This window comes from Marinomonas sp. MED121, assembly GCF_000153025.1.
In the GTDB taxonomy this organism is placed as follows: Bacteria; Pseudomonadota; Gammaproteobacteria; order Pseudomonadales; family Marinomonadaceae; genus Marinomonas.
This window is the reverse complement of record NZ_CH672432.1, coordinates 154,101-172,043: the sequence shown is the minus strand read 5'-3', so window position 1 is coordinate 172,043 and position 17,943 is coordinate 154,101. Positions and strand designations below refer to the sequence as shown.

Below are 17,943 nucleotides of genomic sequence, written 5' to 3'. Positions count from 1 at the left end.
TAATATGTTTAAAAGTTTCAGATCACAATTGATTGCGATGCTAGTTTTTTTCCTAGCTATGATTCAATTAATATCAGGAACCGCCATTCTTGATACCATTAAGCGTGATAGCTTAGAACAAGCCGTAAAACGCATTGATGTAACAAAAAAGGTATTTCAACTTACCTTGGATAATCGTTCTAAAAATCTGAGTGTTGGTGTCAGCTTATTGGCATCTGATTTTGGCTTCAAAACAGCGGTCGCCACAAAAGACGGCGCAACTATACGTTCATCCCTAGAAAATAACGCACTTCGTGTCGGTGCGGATTTTGGCATTCTCCTTTCACCCAATGGCGAAAGTCTCCAGTCAACCTACGAAATGGTTCACAGCAGTGATTTTACCCACTTACTTCAAAATAAAAGTCGCCGTCGTAACATTAATGGCTTTATCGAAGTAGATCAAAAGGCCTATCAGCTTGTTTTGGTTCCAGTAAGATCGCCAAATTTAGTCGCTTGGGTTGGCATGGCCTTTCAAATGGGCAGTGATTTAGCCCAGGAAATAAAAGGTATTACGGGATTAGATATCAGCTTTTCATCGATCAAACAGCAAGCCGCGAATGAGCAATCAGTAGGGAATTATGCTACGACATTAGAAAGCATGAATCTTGGCCCTATTTTAGATAATTTTATCAAGCAGGGAGTTAATGCTGATCTCACTCTGTTCTCTGATGATGAGCGATATTTAACATCAGCAGTTCAATTGGATCTCGATAATCATTGGGCCTTGTTACACCTACCTTATAACTCATGGATACAAAATATTAATGAAGTCACTAATCGTTTGATCATAATATTTTCTATTATCCTAACCCTATCCATTATTCTCAGCTGGATTAGCGCAAAAAGGTTGTTAAAGCCAATTCAAACTCTGGTTTCTAAAGCTAAAAAAATTGGTCGAGGTGAGCAAGTTGAAATAGAGGCACAGGCAGGTGAGTTTGGGGTTTTATCTCGCACCCTTTCTGGCATGCAAAAAAGAATTTCAAAAAGGGAGGAAGAGTTATCTTTTCAAGCTTCGCACGATAATTTGACCGGTCTCAAAAACCGAAATGCCGTTGAGAACTTTCTGTCTCTAAACCTTAAAGCAAAAGAAGGGGGCGTGTTACTGATCAATATTCGCCACTTTAAAGATATCAACAATATGATGGGCTTTGAGAACGGCGACATTTTACTGTGTGAATTCGCACAAAGAATAAGCAAACTCATTACGAATCAAGATGAAGTCGCACGATTAGCCGGTGATGAATTCTTAATCGTATTTAAAAGCCAATTTAATGAAATCACCTTGGCTAATATACATCAAAGTTTGCAGGGAGAGTTTGATATCTCAGGTTCAAAAGTGTGCCTCCAAGTCTGTATGGGGGCATTATTCTTTGCAAATCAGGATGATATGACAGTAAATGGCATCATGCGAAGGGTCGATATTTCAGCGGATGAAGCCAAACAAAGTGAAAACGGCATTGCAATCTATGAACAAGGCCAAGATGAAAGCCACAGACGAACCTTATCCATCATTCGTGACTTACCTGAATCCCTTGCAAGTCATCAACTCTTTATTGTTTATCAACCTAAAGTCAACATACAAGATCGTCGCTGTCATGCTGCAGAAGCATTAATTCGTTGGATTCACCCAAGTCTTGGTTTTATTTCGCCGGCTGAATTCATTCCATTACTAGAACGTTCGGGTAACATTCAGCTTGTGACTAAATGGGTGATTGAAGAGGTTTGCAAACAGCAGTCTAATTGGCTGCGTGAAGATATGCAGATCCAAGTTGCCATTAACTTATCAGCATTAGATCTTATCGATTTGAGTCTACCGACTTTCATAAAAAGCATGCTAGAGAAATATGCGATTAATGCCTCTCAATTGGCTTTTGAAGTGACTGAAAGTTCCGTGATGGAAGACACAAAAACCGTTATACATGTCTTAAATGCCTTAAAGAAAATGGGCTTTAAGTTATCAATTGATGATTTTGGTACTGGTCAATCATCTCTTGCTTATTTAAGGGATTTACCGGTTGATGAGGTAAAAATTGATCGATCATTTGTACATGATATTGATACCAACGAATCAAATGCGCTAATTGTAAATACCACAATTCAGTTATCACATAGTTTTGGTTTTTCAGTAACCGCTGAAGGTATGGAGAATATTGGTGGACTCTCAATATTAGAAGACTATGGCTGCGAAACGATACAGGGTTACTATTTCTCTAAACCTCTGAAATCAGATGAGTTTTTAAACTGGCAATCAAGTTTTAGCTACTCATCTGATGAGTGGTGGGTTGAAAAAAGCATGGAAAAATAGGGGGCTTCAATGCTTTTTCTCACTCAAAGGTCTGGATTTACCTTCTGGTTTAGTAGTAGTGAGTATTCTCTAATACATCTTTTGTCACCACTGCATTGGCGCCAATAATGGCGCCTTTTCCAATTTTAACGCCAGGCAGTATTTTCGCACCACCACCAATCCAAACATCATCTGCAATTTCTATACTTCTTGCCGAGCATTGACCAGAACGTCTTAGTTCAATATCCCTTGGATGATCAACCGTATAGAGATGAGCGCCTGGGCCGATCAAAACGTTATTTCCGATAATAATCGGTGCTGCATCTAAAAAGACACATTGAAAGTTAATATAAACATTTTCGCCCATATGAAGGTTAACTCCATAATCACATTGAAAACCGGGTTCTATCATTACAGAACCAAGTGATGCAAATAAACGAGTGATATGTTTCATATTGCCTTTACTGGGATGGGCGTTAAATTTTGCACAAGCAGCACGTGCGATTTCACGTAATTGGCGTAATTCTAAGTCAAGTGTATTGAAGGCTAAGCCTTGACGCATTTTTTCTAATTCAGTCATAAATTACACAGCGATAAAATTAAATAGTGTTGCGTGGGATTATAGCGAATTAGAGAACTTTAGATAGATGATCACAAGTCACAAGTCACAAGTCACAAGTCAGTAGAAAATCATCAATAAGATAAATAAAGAAATTAATTTATTTTAAATATCAAAATAACCACAGAACACAGAACACAGAACACAGAACACAGAACACAGAACACAGAACACAGAACACAGACAATGTGATGAAAATGGCTAGTTAGAGTGTATCTCTAGCATTTATACTATTTCCGATAATAACATTTATCGGAAATAGTATGAATATTGATAGCCCTCAAATTAGCCTCTATTTAAATCCACTTATTTTGGAGCTAAAGTATTAGCGTTCGAAAGTAAAACTTACCCTACATGGGCTTAGTAAAAACAAACTCTTTTTTAAATAGTAATGATCAGACGGCTTATGTTGCTTCTCACTATTTTATACAACATTCCAATTCTAAATATTATTTAAGTTAAGCAGCCAAGAGCCTCATTATATCTAGGTAATAAATGTCCAAACCTTAATTGGTTAGGACATTTATTATTACTAAAAGTTAGTCTAATAACTTAGGGATATCTCCAGTTAGATCTATCCAAGGGTTTCCTCCAAGTGTATTAGTTCCTTGAATGCTCGGTTCTTCGTATCTCATTACAAAATTCTCTGGTCCATGAGCGTAGGCAACAACTAAACCATAAGGAGCATCTAAATAGCCACCATGTGGCACAAGACCCGGGTAGCTTATTCGCCAAGCATCACCTTCTGAAGATACATAACCTAAGGTTAGTTTACCTACGACATCATTAGGTAATGTAAAAAACCAGGTCCAGTCACCACCAGAAACAATTGTCATAACTTCATCAATACCCTGTCCATTCTCAGAACTATTAACATGTAGTTTTCCAAACTTTTCTTGAAGATATTGCTCAATTTGAGGTGACATTGCATTCATATCGTAAACTTTTGGATAAGGGGAAACTCCCGCCTCTGAAGTCGATAAAAATCCACCTCTATGAGCCTCTGGAGTACGGCCAGCTTTTTTAATTTGCTCAAGTAGTTCACCACGATGTAATGAAAATAATGAAATCAATTGCTCTGATTCATCTTTACTGATGGCTCTTTTTTTTGAAACTTCTAAGATTGCTTTAGCCTCCTCAGGGATAGGAACTTGACTCACTCTAACACCAACTTTTCTAAGTATTTTATTTACTTCCGCTACTCCGACTGTTTTGCTACTTCCATCACTGTAAGATAGGGTTAGCACCCCTTCACTGGCCTCTTTAGTAACCGCACTATGCGCGACAGGAAAAGTTACAACTAAACCAACTAGAATTAGATTCAGTAATTTTTTCATATTTAAATCTCCAAACTTGATAATTTTTTGTCCTTTCAAAACAAGCTTAAAAATTTAATGGTTTTTGATAAACAGCTATCTAGTAAACTGATTAAACACTTTTAAGTAACAATCTTTAGTTATATTTATATAAAAACTAATTTTCAAATTAGGTTTCCATTTAGTAAACAGTTAGATCACTAAGTAGATCTTTATTAGTCCCTTTAAAGCAGTATTCTCTACTCAAAATAATTTTATTTTTAAGTAGGAGTATCAAGTAATGAAAGACATTAAATATCATTTTTTATCAATTTTTGTGACAGCTATTGTCGCAGGCTCATTTATATCGACTGGCCAATTAGCTGGCACAATGAATTCACTTTCATTGACCTTATTAAGGTTCTTTATAGCAACCCTCACCCTTTCCCCTTTTATTTTATTGTCTCCACAAAAAGCTAAAGTAGTAAAAAGTATTTTTATTAAAACGCTTCTCATGAGTTTATTTTTTTCTAGTTTCTTTATTTGTATGTTTGAAGCGTTAAAAACAACAACACCATTAAATACAGGAACCATTTACACTTTAGTTCCTTTTATGACGGCTCTTGCTAGCATTATTGTTTTTAGGCAACATTTCTCTTTAAGCCTGTTGTTCATATATTTATTGGCTGCTATTGGTACTTCTTGGGTTGTTTTAAAAGGCGATATTTCGGCTTTATATGCCTTAAACTTCAATCAAGGAGATTATATTTTTTTACTAGGTTGTTTATCTATGGTTGGTTTTTCAATATCAATGAAGGCGTTGCATCATGGTGAAGACTCTTTAATTACCGTCTTTTGTATTATGTTGGGAGGAATTATTTGGATGACATTAGCTCTTCTTATTCTCCAGCTCCCTTTGGGTTGGCACAATGTATCATTTAATATGGCATTTCATATGCTATACCTCGCTCTTTTTTCAACCTTGTTATCAACCATTATTATTCATAAAGTGACCGTAAAATTGGGACCGGTTAAAGTCATGGCATATATTTATTTAAGTCCTGTATTTGTAGCATTTATCATGTTGATATTCGAAGGTAAACTTATTTTAGTTGAGGTTTATCCTGGTATCGTATTATCCATAATATGTACTTTTTTATTACAGATTTTTAGCAAAAAAATGGATAACTCCTCATCTGATCTGAAAACAAATTAGACTTATGAATAACTATTTATTTTAAATAATGATTAGTAAAAAAATCGATAAAAGCTCTAATTTTATGAGATTTCTCTTTATGAAAAGGATATACCAAATACAAAGAATGTTTATCAGCAGACCATTGAGGTAAAACCTCGACTAGTTGCCCTTGCTCAATTTCATTGTTAACAAACAGGTCAGGTAATAAAACTATTCCGTGTCCTAAACATGCAGCCTGTTTCAAAACTAAACCATTATTTGCAATAAAAGAGCCTTGTGTTAACTCAACTTCTTTCACTTGATCATTATATTTAAAGAGCCACCTTCTAGCGGACAAAGAAAAGCTATAAATTAGACAATTATGATCAACAAGGTCATCAGGGCTATTTAACTTTGAGGCTTGTGCTAAATAATCTGGCGACGCACATAACACCCGTTTCATATCAGTAAGTTTGCGTGAACGTAAACTAGAATCATTTAAGACGCCTCCACCTCGAATCGATATATCAATTTCTTGTTCAATAAGGTCAACATATTTATCATTCATCACAACCTCAACATGGAGGTCAGGATGCTCAGCCATAAAATCAAAGATAATTGGGTTTATCTCTATGATTCCTAAAGACATGGGTACGCTTATTTTTAAAGTACCTTTTAATGTATTTAGAGACTCAATAATAGATTGATCAGCATTCTTCAAGCAGTCTAAGACGTGACAAACTTGTTGATAGTACAACCGCCCACTTTCAGTAATATGAAGCTTACGTGTGGTGCGATTTATTAATGGACTCTGCAACTCTTCTTCTAATTCATTGATATTTTTACTGACAGCAGCTTTCGATAAATTGAGGTCTTCAGCAGCCCCTTTAAAGCTACCAAGCTCTACTACTCTTCTAAAAACAGTCAGTGCCCTAATTTTGTTCATTTTATACACCATTTAACACAATTGTTTACTATATGTGAATTATATTGTTACTTATATCAAGTTTATCTACTTATCGTAACCAATTATTATGGATTTGTATCAAGATTGAATATTATTCACTAGGTAAATTTAAGTTTTAGGAGTTTTTATGGCTGTTTTACAACACGGTATTTGGCATCCAAACATAGACGCAGAGCAATTGCCCTACGAAGATACATTTAACTCAAATCTTACGCTGGAAAAGAACCGTTATCATCTATACATGTCTCTAGCTTGCCCTTTTGCTCATCGTCCATTACTTGTCATCAAATATTTAGGGCTTGAAGATGTAATATCAATATCATCAGTTGCAGCAAAACGAGACCAAAATGGTTGGTTATTTGATACGGTAAATACTGATCCTATCACTCACTCTCAGAATTTGATTGAACTTCATTTAAAAACAAAACCGGATTATTCAGGGCGAGTCACAGTACCTATTCTTTGGGACAAAAAAGAAAATAGAATTGTTGATAACAATTCTTCAAATATTGCCCTAAATCTTGCACAACATTGGTTTTCGTTAGCTAAAAATAAACACCATCTTGTCCCTATAGGTTTATCTGAAAAAATAATACAACTAAATACTTGGATCCATAATAATGTTAACCGTAAGGTCTATCATGTTGGTTTTGCAACAAACCAACATGATTATGATAAAGAGAGTAATGAACTATTTAACGCCTTAGATCGCTTAGACCTTAAACTAGGACAATCTAAATATTTACATGGTGATGTAATTACCCTTTCAGACTTTTTCCTTCTACCGTCGTTAGTAAGATTCGAAGCAGTATATGAAGTTCACTTCAAAGCGAATAAAAAACAATTGAAAGAGTACCAGAACCTTTACCGATATTTACGTGATTTAGTCCAAAAAAAATGTATTAGAGAAACAATCGATATCAATCACATGAAGCTTCATTATTACTATTCTCATAAGCACATTAACCCTTTCTCCATAATCCCAGCTGGTCCTAGCGTCACTTGGTAACAATACCTTAAGGAGTAAAATATGAATAAACTTATTCGCATCGATTTTTTTCATGATGTAATTTGCGGTTGGTGCTATGTATTATCACCTAGGATTCGACAATTAGATTTAGAATTCAATTTAGAGATTCATCATCATGCTTTTGCATTATCCTCCTCAAGAGAAGAAATGATTGCCAAGTTTGGAGGGTCGATGGCACAAGCAAAACGCACTATTCTTAAACATTGGGAGCAATGTTTGCTAGCTGATGACTTTAACCGTATTAATGTTGAAGGTATGCGTAGTGAAAGTTTTGAATACCCCTTTTCTATGCCTGGGTTAATTGCGTGTAAAGCTGCAAAATTACAGGGTGGGAACAAAATGTATTGGAACTATTTTGATGCTGTAACACATGCACATATGAGTCAACATCGAAATATTGGCGATTTAGATGTACTTACTAATATAGCCAAAGAAACAGGCTTAGATATCAACAAATTCTTAAATGATTATAGTGACCCTCAACGCATCGAAGAGATTAAAGATGATAGAGCAATTGCTAACGAGTATGGAATACATTCAACGCCATCATTAGTAGTTAATCAAGATTTAGTACTATCAGGGGCGCTTGACTTACAAAGCCTAAAAAATACTTTAATAAGATTCAATTAAAGGGTGTTTAGGAAAGATAGGCGATTCAAACGCTATTCGACAAATTAACTAATCATCTTAATTTAAGTATGTATTGAAGTTAAGGTATTGCTTGTCAGAGAATTAAAATTAAGAGTTTTGTACCAAGTTTAGTGGACCCGAAAATTTTATCTGGCTTAAGCTGAATATAGATTCTTAAAGGCCTGTGGCTTGTTCAAACCAAACTGATCAGGTCTTGTTTAAGATTTTTAAATGAGACCTGCTTTGTATTTTCGTTAGTTATGAATAAATTATTTGGAAATATCGAAATAAGTTTTAACCTTGTTGCTGATTTCCTTTTCCTTTTCCTTTTCCTTTTCCTTTTCCTTTTTCCTTTTTCCTTTTGCTTCACTTTGCTTACTTGAGTTAAAGGCTCTAGCTAACATTTGAAGCCTGCTTTAATCTTCAATAATTTTCTCAAGCAAGCTGGCGACATGCTCTTTGGCTAAGATTGAATAATGGTCACCCTCAATGAGTTGCATTTCGTTGTTTGGCAATATCGTGTCCCAATAAACTTGCATCGCTTTAATGTGAGTTGCTGAATGTGATTTTGCAATCAATAGCTTTGCTTGGGCGCTTAGTTGTTCGTTAGGCTTATAGCGAGCGATTGCCAATTGATTCTTTTCACAGGTCTGCATGATGGTTTCGAAAAAATGTGTTATCTCAGTATTGTTATATTTTACTAATGGTTCCTGAATTGAGCTTGTGTCTAAGATGATGTTAGCTAACTCGTCTGCGGACATATCGCCGCTTACTCTGCTTTTTAAATCTGGGTATTGTTGCATCAGTTCTGAAATAAAAGGATTTTGATTCGAGTCTAATTGATCATGCGCGCTTAATAACGGCGGGTCGATTAATACAAACTCCATGTGCTTTGGGTTAATCGCCCCATTATTAAGCTTTTGCTCTTCTAACAAACGTATGAGCTCCCAAGTAATTAGCGCCCCAAAAGACCAACCAATAATACGTTGGGGCTTTAAGGTATTAATGAGATTGAGGTAGCGATTCGCAAAGTCTTCGATATTATCTAACTTGTCTTTATTATCATGATAAATGGGGTCCTTAAGGCCAAAGACATTAGCTGATGAATAAGATGACTTTATCTCATTAATCAAGTGACGATAGCCCCCTAATTCACCGCCTATAGGGTGAATGATAAGCGTCACTTCGCCCTCACCGGCTTTTAATTCAAATAAAGAAGGATATTCATCTTTATTTAGCCTGATCATCGTTTTGTTTAAGTTATGTGAGCTTGTTTCTAACAAGGATAATAGTCGATTTATACTAACTTCATGGCTCAAGTCAGCCAGAGTGACCTTGCTCAAAAAGCGTTTTTGCAGAGCATCAAATATGTCCAGTATCGACAGTGAGTCACCACCTAAATCGTAAAAACACCTGTTATGGTCAATCTCTTCAAGCCCTAAACTTGTTTTAAACAGTGAGTCCAAATATGTCCTTATTGAAGCTGTATTATTTGCTTCTGTCTTGTGGATAGCATCTACATTTAGCTCATTTTGTTTTCGATTAATCTGACTAAATAACCTTGATCGATTATCTCTATCTAGAGGGGAAATAAGGTATTGATTGTCTTGTGCCGATATAAGTTTCTTAAACAAGCTCTGACCTTGACGTTGATTGATCGCAAAAGCTGTCGGCTCGATATCTTTTGCCATGCCGGTTTTATTCCACGTTGGCCAATTAATACTGACAAACTGAGTGCTGTTATAGGTCTGGTTTTGTTTCTTTGCGATTAAATCTAAGAAGTGGTTAGCCGCACAATAGTCTGTTTGCCCTGCTATCGCATCAATGACTGACATGGATGAGCAATACATGACAATTTGTGGTTTGAGTTTGACGAAGGTTTTTTCAATGTTAATGGCACCTTGTATTTTGGCTGCCATATTCTGGGTGGCTTGATCTTCATCTAACAGTCTGATTAAGCCTGTACCTGGTGCACCTGCAGTATGAATAACCCCCGTGATCTTACCAAAAGTCTCTTTAATGAGAGTGCTTAGCCATTCCATCGCCATAATGTCAGTGACATCGCATTTTATATGATTTAATACCTGCGTCGGATCTAGCGCATTCATCCCCTTGGATCGACTGATACTGATCACCCTTGTATTGGCTTGAGACAATAAAGTTTCTGTGATCGCAGTTGCTACCCCTCCTGTGCCACCGGTTACAAGATAAATAACGGTTTGCTCAGTCTTATTTACCCTGGTGTTATTCGCTGCTGTAAATATCGGCAGGGTTTCTTGGTTGAAATCATGGCAAGTTTGATAGGTTTTACGCCAAATATATTGGCCTCTTAAGGCGTAATGAGCTTGATCTGAATTTGCTAGTACTGGTATCGCTTGGCTTAAATTATCACATTGATAGGAAGGCTCAAGATCTAGAACACGATACCTTAAATGATCAAACTCAATGTCTAATGTTTGGCTAAAGCTAAGCAATAAACCTACTTCAGGTCTTATGTCTTCATCTCCTAAAACTTCAGCACTACCTTGTACTAAATTAATAAATTCAAGTGATGTGTTTAAAGCGTTAGAAGACCATGTTTTGAAAAAACGGATCAGCTTACACCAAGACAAATAGTAGCTATCTGAATAACTATGAGAATAGTCATCTAAATTGACTGGAGTTGTATCATGGTATGAATGTGGTGCTTGATTAAATTGAATGATGACAAATGGAACCCGCTTATCAGCATTAATCGCAAGGCGTTGACTGATTTCCTCATAATTAATCTTATCCAGACTCGGATAAATAAGCGGCGTACTCAGATTAGCTTGGCTTGTCTCTTGCTGAGTCTGTAGTTGAGTTTGTTGTTGAATATGTGATTGAGCTTGTTTTATAAGGCTTTCTGCTAATAAAGTACCATTATCCGCAAGATCATCAATGATGATGTAATTAGCAGCTGAATTCTCATTTTGAGATAAATATTTATTGGCTGATAGACGCTTTTCACGTTGCCAACTTTCTTTCATTATCCATTGGGATTCAGCTTGCTGGACGATTTTATTAACTTCTGTGCTATTACTCTTTTCTTCTTGGTTCTTATCAATTTGAAAATTGACTGACTCTTTAAAGGGCTCTTGCTTGGTACCTGTCGGGTTCCCAGCAGAACTAATAGGGGGATTTTTTATATAAAAATCAGAAAGGTAAGATTTTAACTTAAATTGGGTCAAAGTAACCAAGGGCTTATTTCGTATTTTTGAAGTATCAGGGGATTCTCCCATAATTAGATGCGCATTCGTTCCCCCTATTCCAAAGCTACTAATACCTGCATATCGTTTATCAGAGGCCCAATCCAGCGTAACAGGGGCTATTTTAAGGCCCGCTTTGGCAAGGTTTATGTTGTGATTGGTTTTGTGCGCCCCAAGGCTTGGTGGGATTTTTTTATAATATAAACACAAAGCGTTGCGGATAACACCAGCAACGCCTGCGGCAGCGCCTAAATGCCCCATTTGGCTCTTGAGGGACCCAAGGTAGCAGAGCGTCTGCTCTTTACTGTCTGCAACTTGGTCATCAAACGGCTTTGATTGTGTGTTTAGCACATTCGTTAAGGCTTCAATTTCAATAGGATCACCGAGTATTGTGCCTGTCCCATGGGCTTCAATATAACCAAGTTCACTGGCTGAAATACTGGCTTGCTTTAAAGCTTTGTTAATGACATCAGTTTGACCTGAGATGGAAGGCGCAAAGAAACTGACCTTGTCTTTGCCATCATTATTCAATGCACTGCCATCTATGGTGGCATAAATTCGATCATTATCAGAAAGCGCAGCCTCAAAGGGTTTTAAAACCAACATTGCCACACCATTTGCAGGAACAGTGCCATCAGCAGTTTCAGCAAAAGGTTTACACACACCCTGCTTAGATAAAATCATGCCTTCACGATAGGGGTAGCCATCAAGTAAGTTTAAATCTATGTTAACGCCACCGGCTAAACATAAGTGTGTTTCTCCACTTATGAGCATTTGACAGGCTTGATGGATTGCAACCAATGAACTCGAACAAGCGGTTTGAACCGATACAGCTGGCCCTTTAAGGTTTAAATGGTAAGCAATACGGGTTGCCAAAAAATCTTTTTCATTAAGCAGAGAAAGATGATACTTGTCTAATTGGGTGTCAGCTTTAAGGCCTGCAAGGATTCTATCTTGATAATGGCTTTCACCGGAACTTACCATTACCCCCATATTAAGCTTATCATTTGCTTTAATATTCGCGTCTTCTAGGGCATGAACCGCTGTCATTAAGGCGTGCCTTTGCTGTGGGTCTAATAATTGAGCGTCTTTCTCTGAGATACCAAAGTAAGTAGGATCAAAGTCAGTGGCGCCTTTCAAGCTTGACACCGCATTGACCCAATTAGGTAAATCAAGATTTGATTTACCTGTGCTTTTAATAGTGCTTTGAGCTTGACTTATTACTTGCCAAAATTCTGTTAGGTTAGATGCGTTTGGCAAATTGACTGCCATACCAATAATGGCGACCTTGTTTGACCTTTTCTTAAGTGCTTTTTGGTCAAAGGCTTGATCTTGTTGTCTGCTCGGCTTGTCTTTACCAATAATGTGATGAGCTAATTCTTGAGCGTTTGCTGCATCAAACATGGCCATCAAGCTTAAGCTGTCTAAGGCTTTATTCTCCTTCAGGCTTAGTTGAATAAGCTCGTTATTGATCAGCTTATGATGTAATTTCATTAATAAAATAGAGTTTAGGCCGGCTTCAAAAAACGCATGATTAGCTTGTAACTCAAAGTCCGTTATTGCTTTGGCTGTTGACAGTATCTGCTTTACAACTTGTTCATAATTATCTACTGAATGCTTTATAGGGTAAGGTTTTGCTTTAACCGAGTAAGGAAGCTTCTCAAGACTCTGCCAATCAGCTTTAGGTAAACGACTCCGATCAATCTTGCCGTTTTGGGTTAGTGGAAATGTCTCAAGCGGCATAATCAAAGAAGGCTGCATATAAGTTGGCAGGCTGGTTGCCAAACGCGCTTTTATATTCTTGATAAGGCTTTCTGTCTGAGAGAGGCTCGCTTTATTAGGGATGATATAAGCAATGATGAGGTCACCTGCACTTTCATCTTGTTGCTGAACAACTAGCGCTTGAGTGATTCCTTGATGGGATAAAATACAATGCTCTATCTCCCCTGCTTCAATACGAAATCCATTAATTTTAATTTGAAAATCAGCGCGTCCTGCTAGTTCGATTGCACCATCATCACGCTGAATAGCCAGATCTCCTGTTTGATACATGCGCTTTTTAACATTTTGATGATCAACAAAAGGATCTTGGGTGAATTTTAGCTGGGTTAATGCTGGGTTATTAAGATAACCCAGACCTACATTTGCCCCTGCAACATAAAGTTCACCTATTTCTCCTAATTTAACCGGTTTTTTTGCCTCATCTAATACATAAAGTCGATTGTTAGGAATGGGGTATCCAATATGAATGCTCTTCTCTTGAATATGCATTTCTGCCCCAGCGCAATAGACTGCGGCTTCAGAGGGGCCATATAAATTAAACAAACGAGCATCGCGGGCTAATAATGCGTCCTTCAAAGGCATGCTTAAATGATCCCCCCCTGTAATCATTTTTAGTTGCCTGTCTGGCTGCCAATCAGTATCAATCAAAAGCTGCCAAGTCGCTGGGGTTGCCTGCATAACAGTGACATTATGGTTTTGTTGCATCTTGCTTAATTTAGCGGGTGTATGAATCTCCTCCCAAGCAATAAAGGCGATTTTAGAGCCGGTTACCAGTGGCAGATAAAGCTCTGTAACATGAATATCAAAACTGGGTGCCGTGATCGAAAGGAAAGTTTCATCAGGGCTAAGTTCAAGTATCCTTTTTAAAGAAAAAAGTAAATTTATAATGTTAGCTTGGCTAACCATAACGCCTTTTGGAGATCCCGTAGAGCCAGATGTATAGATGACAAAAGCAAGCTGGTTTTCTATTGTTATGGGTCTTGTTATCTGGTTTGTTCTAATGAGATTCTGATGATTTTTTTGCGCTAGTAATGCTTGTGTAGAAGCTAAATCTAACGCCAAGGTGAAAGTCGTCTTTGCAAATGCTTTAAGGTTCGCCTCCTCTCCAATAACAAACTTCACTCCAGCATCATTGAACATGCTCATAGATCTTGCTTTTGGGTTTCTGGGATCCAGTGGCAGGTAGGCAGCGCCAATTTTGGCAATAGCAAGAATGCAAATACTTGTATAGTGACTCCAAGCACTAGCAAGACCAATAATATCGCCTGCCCCAAGGTTTTTCTCTATTAAATAATGGGCGAGCTGATTGGTGATTTCATTGAGTGATTGATAGCTTATTTCATGCTTAATTTGGGTGTGTTCTTCATACCAGGTATGAGCAATTTTGTTTGGCGTTTTAATGACTTGCTCTTCAAATAGCTCGATAAAACTCTTATTAGCATCAAGGTCTTCTATTTGATGTTGAAACGCTTTATTGCTTGCTGTGCTCTCTCTAACTGCCAATTGCTCTGTAAGAGCGTATTTAAGATGAGTGATTGATTGATCTGGCTCTTTTACTAATAGTGTTAAAGAGTCTGATATTGCGTTTAATAATGTTTGCGCCGCAACAGCATCTAGACATGCATGCTGATATTCTAAACATAATTCCGCGCCTTCCTGATGCTGACTAACATACAAGGACACAGGAAACTTAGCATCCCCAGCAAAGCCTGTTTCACTTTCTTGATGTGTATTGGCAAAGTTCAAGTGACTAAGGTCCGTATTTTCAAGTACTAAGAGGCATTCAAACAAGGCCCTTTGATCAATACTCTGGTTAAGGCTGTTTAAGGTTTGATAATCAAGGTCTTGATGTGACAAGGTTTGGATGACGTCTTGATGGACAGACTGAAGGTAAGAGCTTGTGACATTCGATTCATCTTGAATAATAAAAACACTGGTATTAGCAAACATGCCAACTAGCTTTTCGTAATCTGGGTGGTTTCGATTGGCAATAGGCGAGCCGATAGGAATAGAAGCCTGCCCTAAGATAGCGCTTAGTGCTACCTGATAGGCGCTAAGGATAAAGCTAAAAAGGGTAACGCCCTCCTCATTCACTTTGTTAACGATTTGCTTCCAAGCCTCATTATCAAGCCCTAGCTTAATCTGTGAGCCTTGCTCTGAAGCATGTATAGATTGATTAAATAACCTGGGGGTTTGTTGAGCGCTTTTTAACCTAGTTAACCAAAAGCCTTTGTTCTTTTCATAGGTTAATTGAGACGTTTCGATTCGTTGACTTTCGCTAAAATCAGCATAGCTTGCGGCTAAAGGGTTGAGTTCAACGGCCTTATCGGTGCTAAGACCGTTATAAATAAGGCTAAGTTCTTTAAAGAGAGTATTAAGACTCCATCCATCAATGATGAGGTGGTGAAAATTGAAACTGAGTACTTGCTTAGCGTGAGATGTGCCTATTTCATTTGTATCTTGTCTAATTTCAAAAAGGTTAACCTTAACTAGAGGGCCATTAGTAAGATCAAAAGCCGCCTGATTAAAGGCTTTTAGTCTTTGAGCTAATTCGCTTTCGTCTATGTTTTTATAATTTATCTCTATTGCTAAATCTGACTTGATCTGAACATTCAGTTCCCCATTTTTTAATAAAAACTGGCTTCTTAATACTTGATGGCGTGTTAATAGCATGTGCCAAGCTTGTTCTAATTGAGGTTTAACAAGAACTTGGTCTAGATAAAAATGATAAGGGGCATAATAGGCGTTTGATTCAGGTTTTAATGCTTGTAAAAAATACAAACGAGTTTGTTCTAAAGAGGCCAAATAGTGTGTAGCATTTTGCTTTGTATCAGTAGTATTTCCTTTTTCAGTATTTCCTTTTTCAAGGGCTACCTTACCTAGCTTTGCAATCTTTAACCTTGCTGACATTTTTATGATCAGATCATCTATGGTGGTCTGGCTTAAGAGCTCACTCACTTTAAGCTCTATGAAATACTCTTGCTTGAGTTTAGCAACCAAACTCATGGCTTTTAATGAATCACCGCCTGCTTCAATAAAAGTTTGAGATGTCGTGTAAGCGCCTAGAAGAAGAGTATCGAAAAGCCCCTCTAACCCCATTTTTTCATTAAATGAAACCGGTTGAATCCCCTGTTCTTCTTTGTTTGCTAATAGGCTGTGCGTCGAATTTGTCTTTAACTTTGTTAGTTCGGTTGTTAGTTCGGTTAATTCTGGCAAATCACTGCTCAGTAAGCGCTTTTTATCCAATTTTTGGTTAGCGGTTAAGGGCATTTTATCTGTTATAAAAATGCGATGTGGCAGCATATAACTAGGCAAAGAGTGTTTAAGGTACTCTTTTACATCTTGCTTAGAGAGCGCGTTATTATTTTCTTGGTTTAAAACGAGGTAAGAGTATAAATCTTTTTCTCCTAAGGACTGAGACACGCCAAATGTCGCTGCTTCTTTGATATAGGGATGTGTTAAAAGATAATGATCAATTTCTCCCACTTCAACACGATGTCCTCGAATTTTTACCTGATCGTCTAAACGCCCAAGGTAGTCAACCTCATTATTATCATTGAGCACCACCAGATCGCCAGTCTTGTACCATAAGTTTTGGCTGTTTGCGCCAAGGTCTGCTCTAAAGGTAAAGCGTTTCTCAGTTTGAACCGCATCATTAAGGTAACCTTCAGCTAATGAGGGGCCTGATAAATAAAGCTCTCCTTTTTCACCCTTAAGGGCAATCTTATTATTCTCCTTAATAATGAGAATTGAAGTCTGGCCTATGGCTACGCCGATTGGCACTCGCCCTTTTTGCTGATATTCACTCAACCTTGTGGCTTCTAAGGCGTGGCATAAACTAAAGGTTGTACACTCAGTTGGTCCATAAGCATTATAAAGTTGGCTTTTAATTGACGCGCCTTGAGCTTCAAAAAAGCGTTTACTAGCATGAGCAGAAAGCGCTTCACCACCCACTAATAAGTGTTTAATTTGAGTGATTGCAGCAACATGGTTTTCGACCATAAAGTTAAACAAGGTCGAGGTTAGAAATGCATAATCAATTTTAGCCTTGTGAACTTTCTCAGCAAAAACACTGGGTTCAAATAATTCTTTTTGACTAAATACCACCAAGGTGGCGCCATTAAGTAACGCCCCCCAAATTTCAAATAACTGAGCGTCAAAGGTTGGATTTGACCAGTTTGCCATTCTATTATCAGGCTTGATCGAAACATAAGCAGGCTCTATCACAAGATTGATAATGGCCTTTTCACGAATTAGCACCCCTTTGGGCGTTCCCGTAGAACCAGATGTAAAAAAGATACAAATAGCAGGGTTTTGCCCTTTTTCACAAAGTGCCGCTCCGGCCCCTAGATTTGATATATCATTGAGGTTTCCCTTCATCAGCGTTTCAACGCAAAGAGGCGTAATATGCTCTGTTTCAGGCACATCACCCAACCCAAAGCGTGCGCCAGATTGAGCTAGTATTTTCTTTTGTCTGGCCAAAGGGGCCGCGGGGTCCAGAGGAATATAGATAGCGCCACATTTAATAATGGCTAATAAAGAGACTATCAAGTCCTTAGAGCGTTCTAAACAGATAGCTAGTTTTGATGAATTAGATACACCTTGATCTTGAAGGTTTGAAGCCATAACCTCAGAGAGATAATCAAGCTCTGCGTAACTGATTTTAACGTCATTTTCTTCAATCGCGATCGTATCTGAGTAATCCTTTGCCCTGCTTTTAAATAGCTTGATCACTGACATTTGATTAGCAAAAAGTCTGTCCATTTTATTCTGCGTCGTATCCATGATGGTTCTCTCTAACAACCTGCATCGAAGGCTGTCTTTTTAATCAATTAAATTCACACTCATGCACTCATCTAACGCCATTAAAAAACGAACTATAAGTGCTATTAG

At 37.6% G+C, this 17,943-nt stretch carries 9 protein-coding genes; 4 read left to right on the top strand and 5 right to left on the bottom strand.

The genetic code is table 11. The features are described from left to right. Positions 1-4: 4 nt before the first annotated feature. Positions 5-2,344, top strand: a complete 2,340-nt coding sequence (locus MED121_RS16030) for an EAL domain-containing protein (protein ID WP_009834770.1) — start codon at positions 5-7, stop codon at positions 2,342-2,344. A gap of 49 nt (positions 2,345-2,393) precedes the next feature. On the opposite strand, the gene MED121_RS24750 is transcribed toward MED121_RS16030, so the two are convergent. Further along, positions 2,394-2,903 carry a sugar O-acetyltransferase gene (locus MED121_RS24750; RefSeq protein ID WP_009834769.1) on the bottom strand — a complete coding sequence of 170 codons (510 nt, stop codon included), beginning with the start codon at positions 2,901-2,903 and terminating at the stop codon, positions 2,394-2,396. 578 nt (positions 2,904-3,481) lie between these two features. Then, entirely contained in the window at positions 3,482-4,279 is a 798-nt protein-coding gene (locus MED121_RS16020) for a hypothetical protein (RefSeq protein WP_036180930.1), read from the bottom strand. A 259-nt stretch (positions 4,280-4,538) separates the two neighbouring features. Between MED121_RS16020 and MED121_RS16015 the strand changes: the two genes are divergently transcribed. After that, positions 4,539-5,453 (top strand): DMT family transporter, encoded by a 915-nt coding sequence (locus tag MED121_RS16015; protein WP_009834767.1) that lies wholly within the window; start codon positions 4,539-4,541, stop codon positions 5,451-5,453. A 16-nt stretch (positions 5,454-5,469) separates the two neighbouring features. Here MED121_RS16015 and MED121_RS16010 read toward each other — a convergent pair whose 3' ends face one another. Beyond that, entirely contained in the window at positions 5,470-6,372 is a 903-nt protein-coding gene (locus MED121_RS16010; protein WP_009834766.1) for a LysR family transcriptional regulator, read from the bottom strand. Between the two features lie 136 nt (positions 6,373-6,508). Between MED121_RS16010 and MED121_RS16005 the strand changes: the two genes are divergently transcribed. Then, on the top strand, positions 6,509-7,390 hold the full coding sequence (locus MED121_RS16005; RefSeq protein ID WP_009834765.1) for a glutathione S-transferase C-terminal domain-containing protein: 882 nt from the start codon (positions 6,509-6,511) through the stop codon (positions 7,388-7,390). A gap of 21 nt (positions 7,391-7,411) precedes the next feature. Next, entirely contained in the window at positions 7,412-8,041 is a 630-nt protein-coding gene (locus tag MED121_RS16000; protein WP_009834764.1) for a DsbA family protein, read from the top strand. Between the two features lie 269 nt (positions 8,042-8,310). On the opposite strand, the gene MED121_RS24745 is transcribed toward MED121_RS16000, so the two are convergent. Both MED121_RS24745 and MED121_RS15995 read right to left on the bottom strand, forming a co-directional pair. Further along, positions 8,311-8,445 (bottom strand): hypothetical protein, encoded by a 135-nt coding sequence (locus tag MED121_RS24745; protein WP_009834763.1) that lies wholly within the window; start codon positions 8,443-8,445, stop codon positions 8,311-8,313. A gap of 12 nt (positions 8,446-8,457) precedes the next feature. Next, positions 8,458-17,835: a non-ribosomal peptide synthetase gene (locus tag MED121_RS15995; RefSeq protein WP_036180925.1), complete on the bottom strand. Its 9,378-nt coding sequence runs from the start codon at positions 17,833-17,835 to the stop codon at positions 8,458-8,460. Positions 17,836-17,943 lie beyond the last annotated feature (108 nt).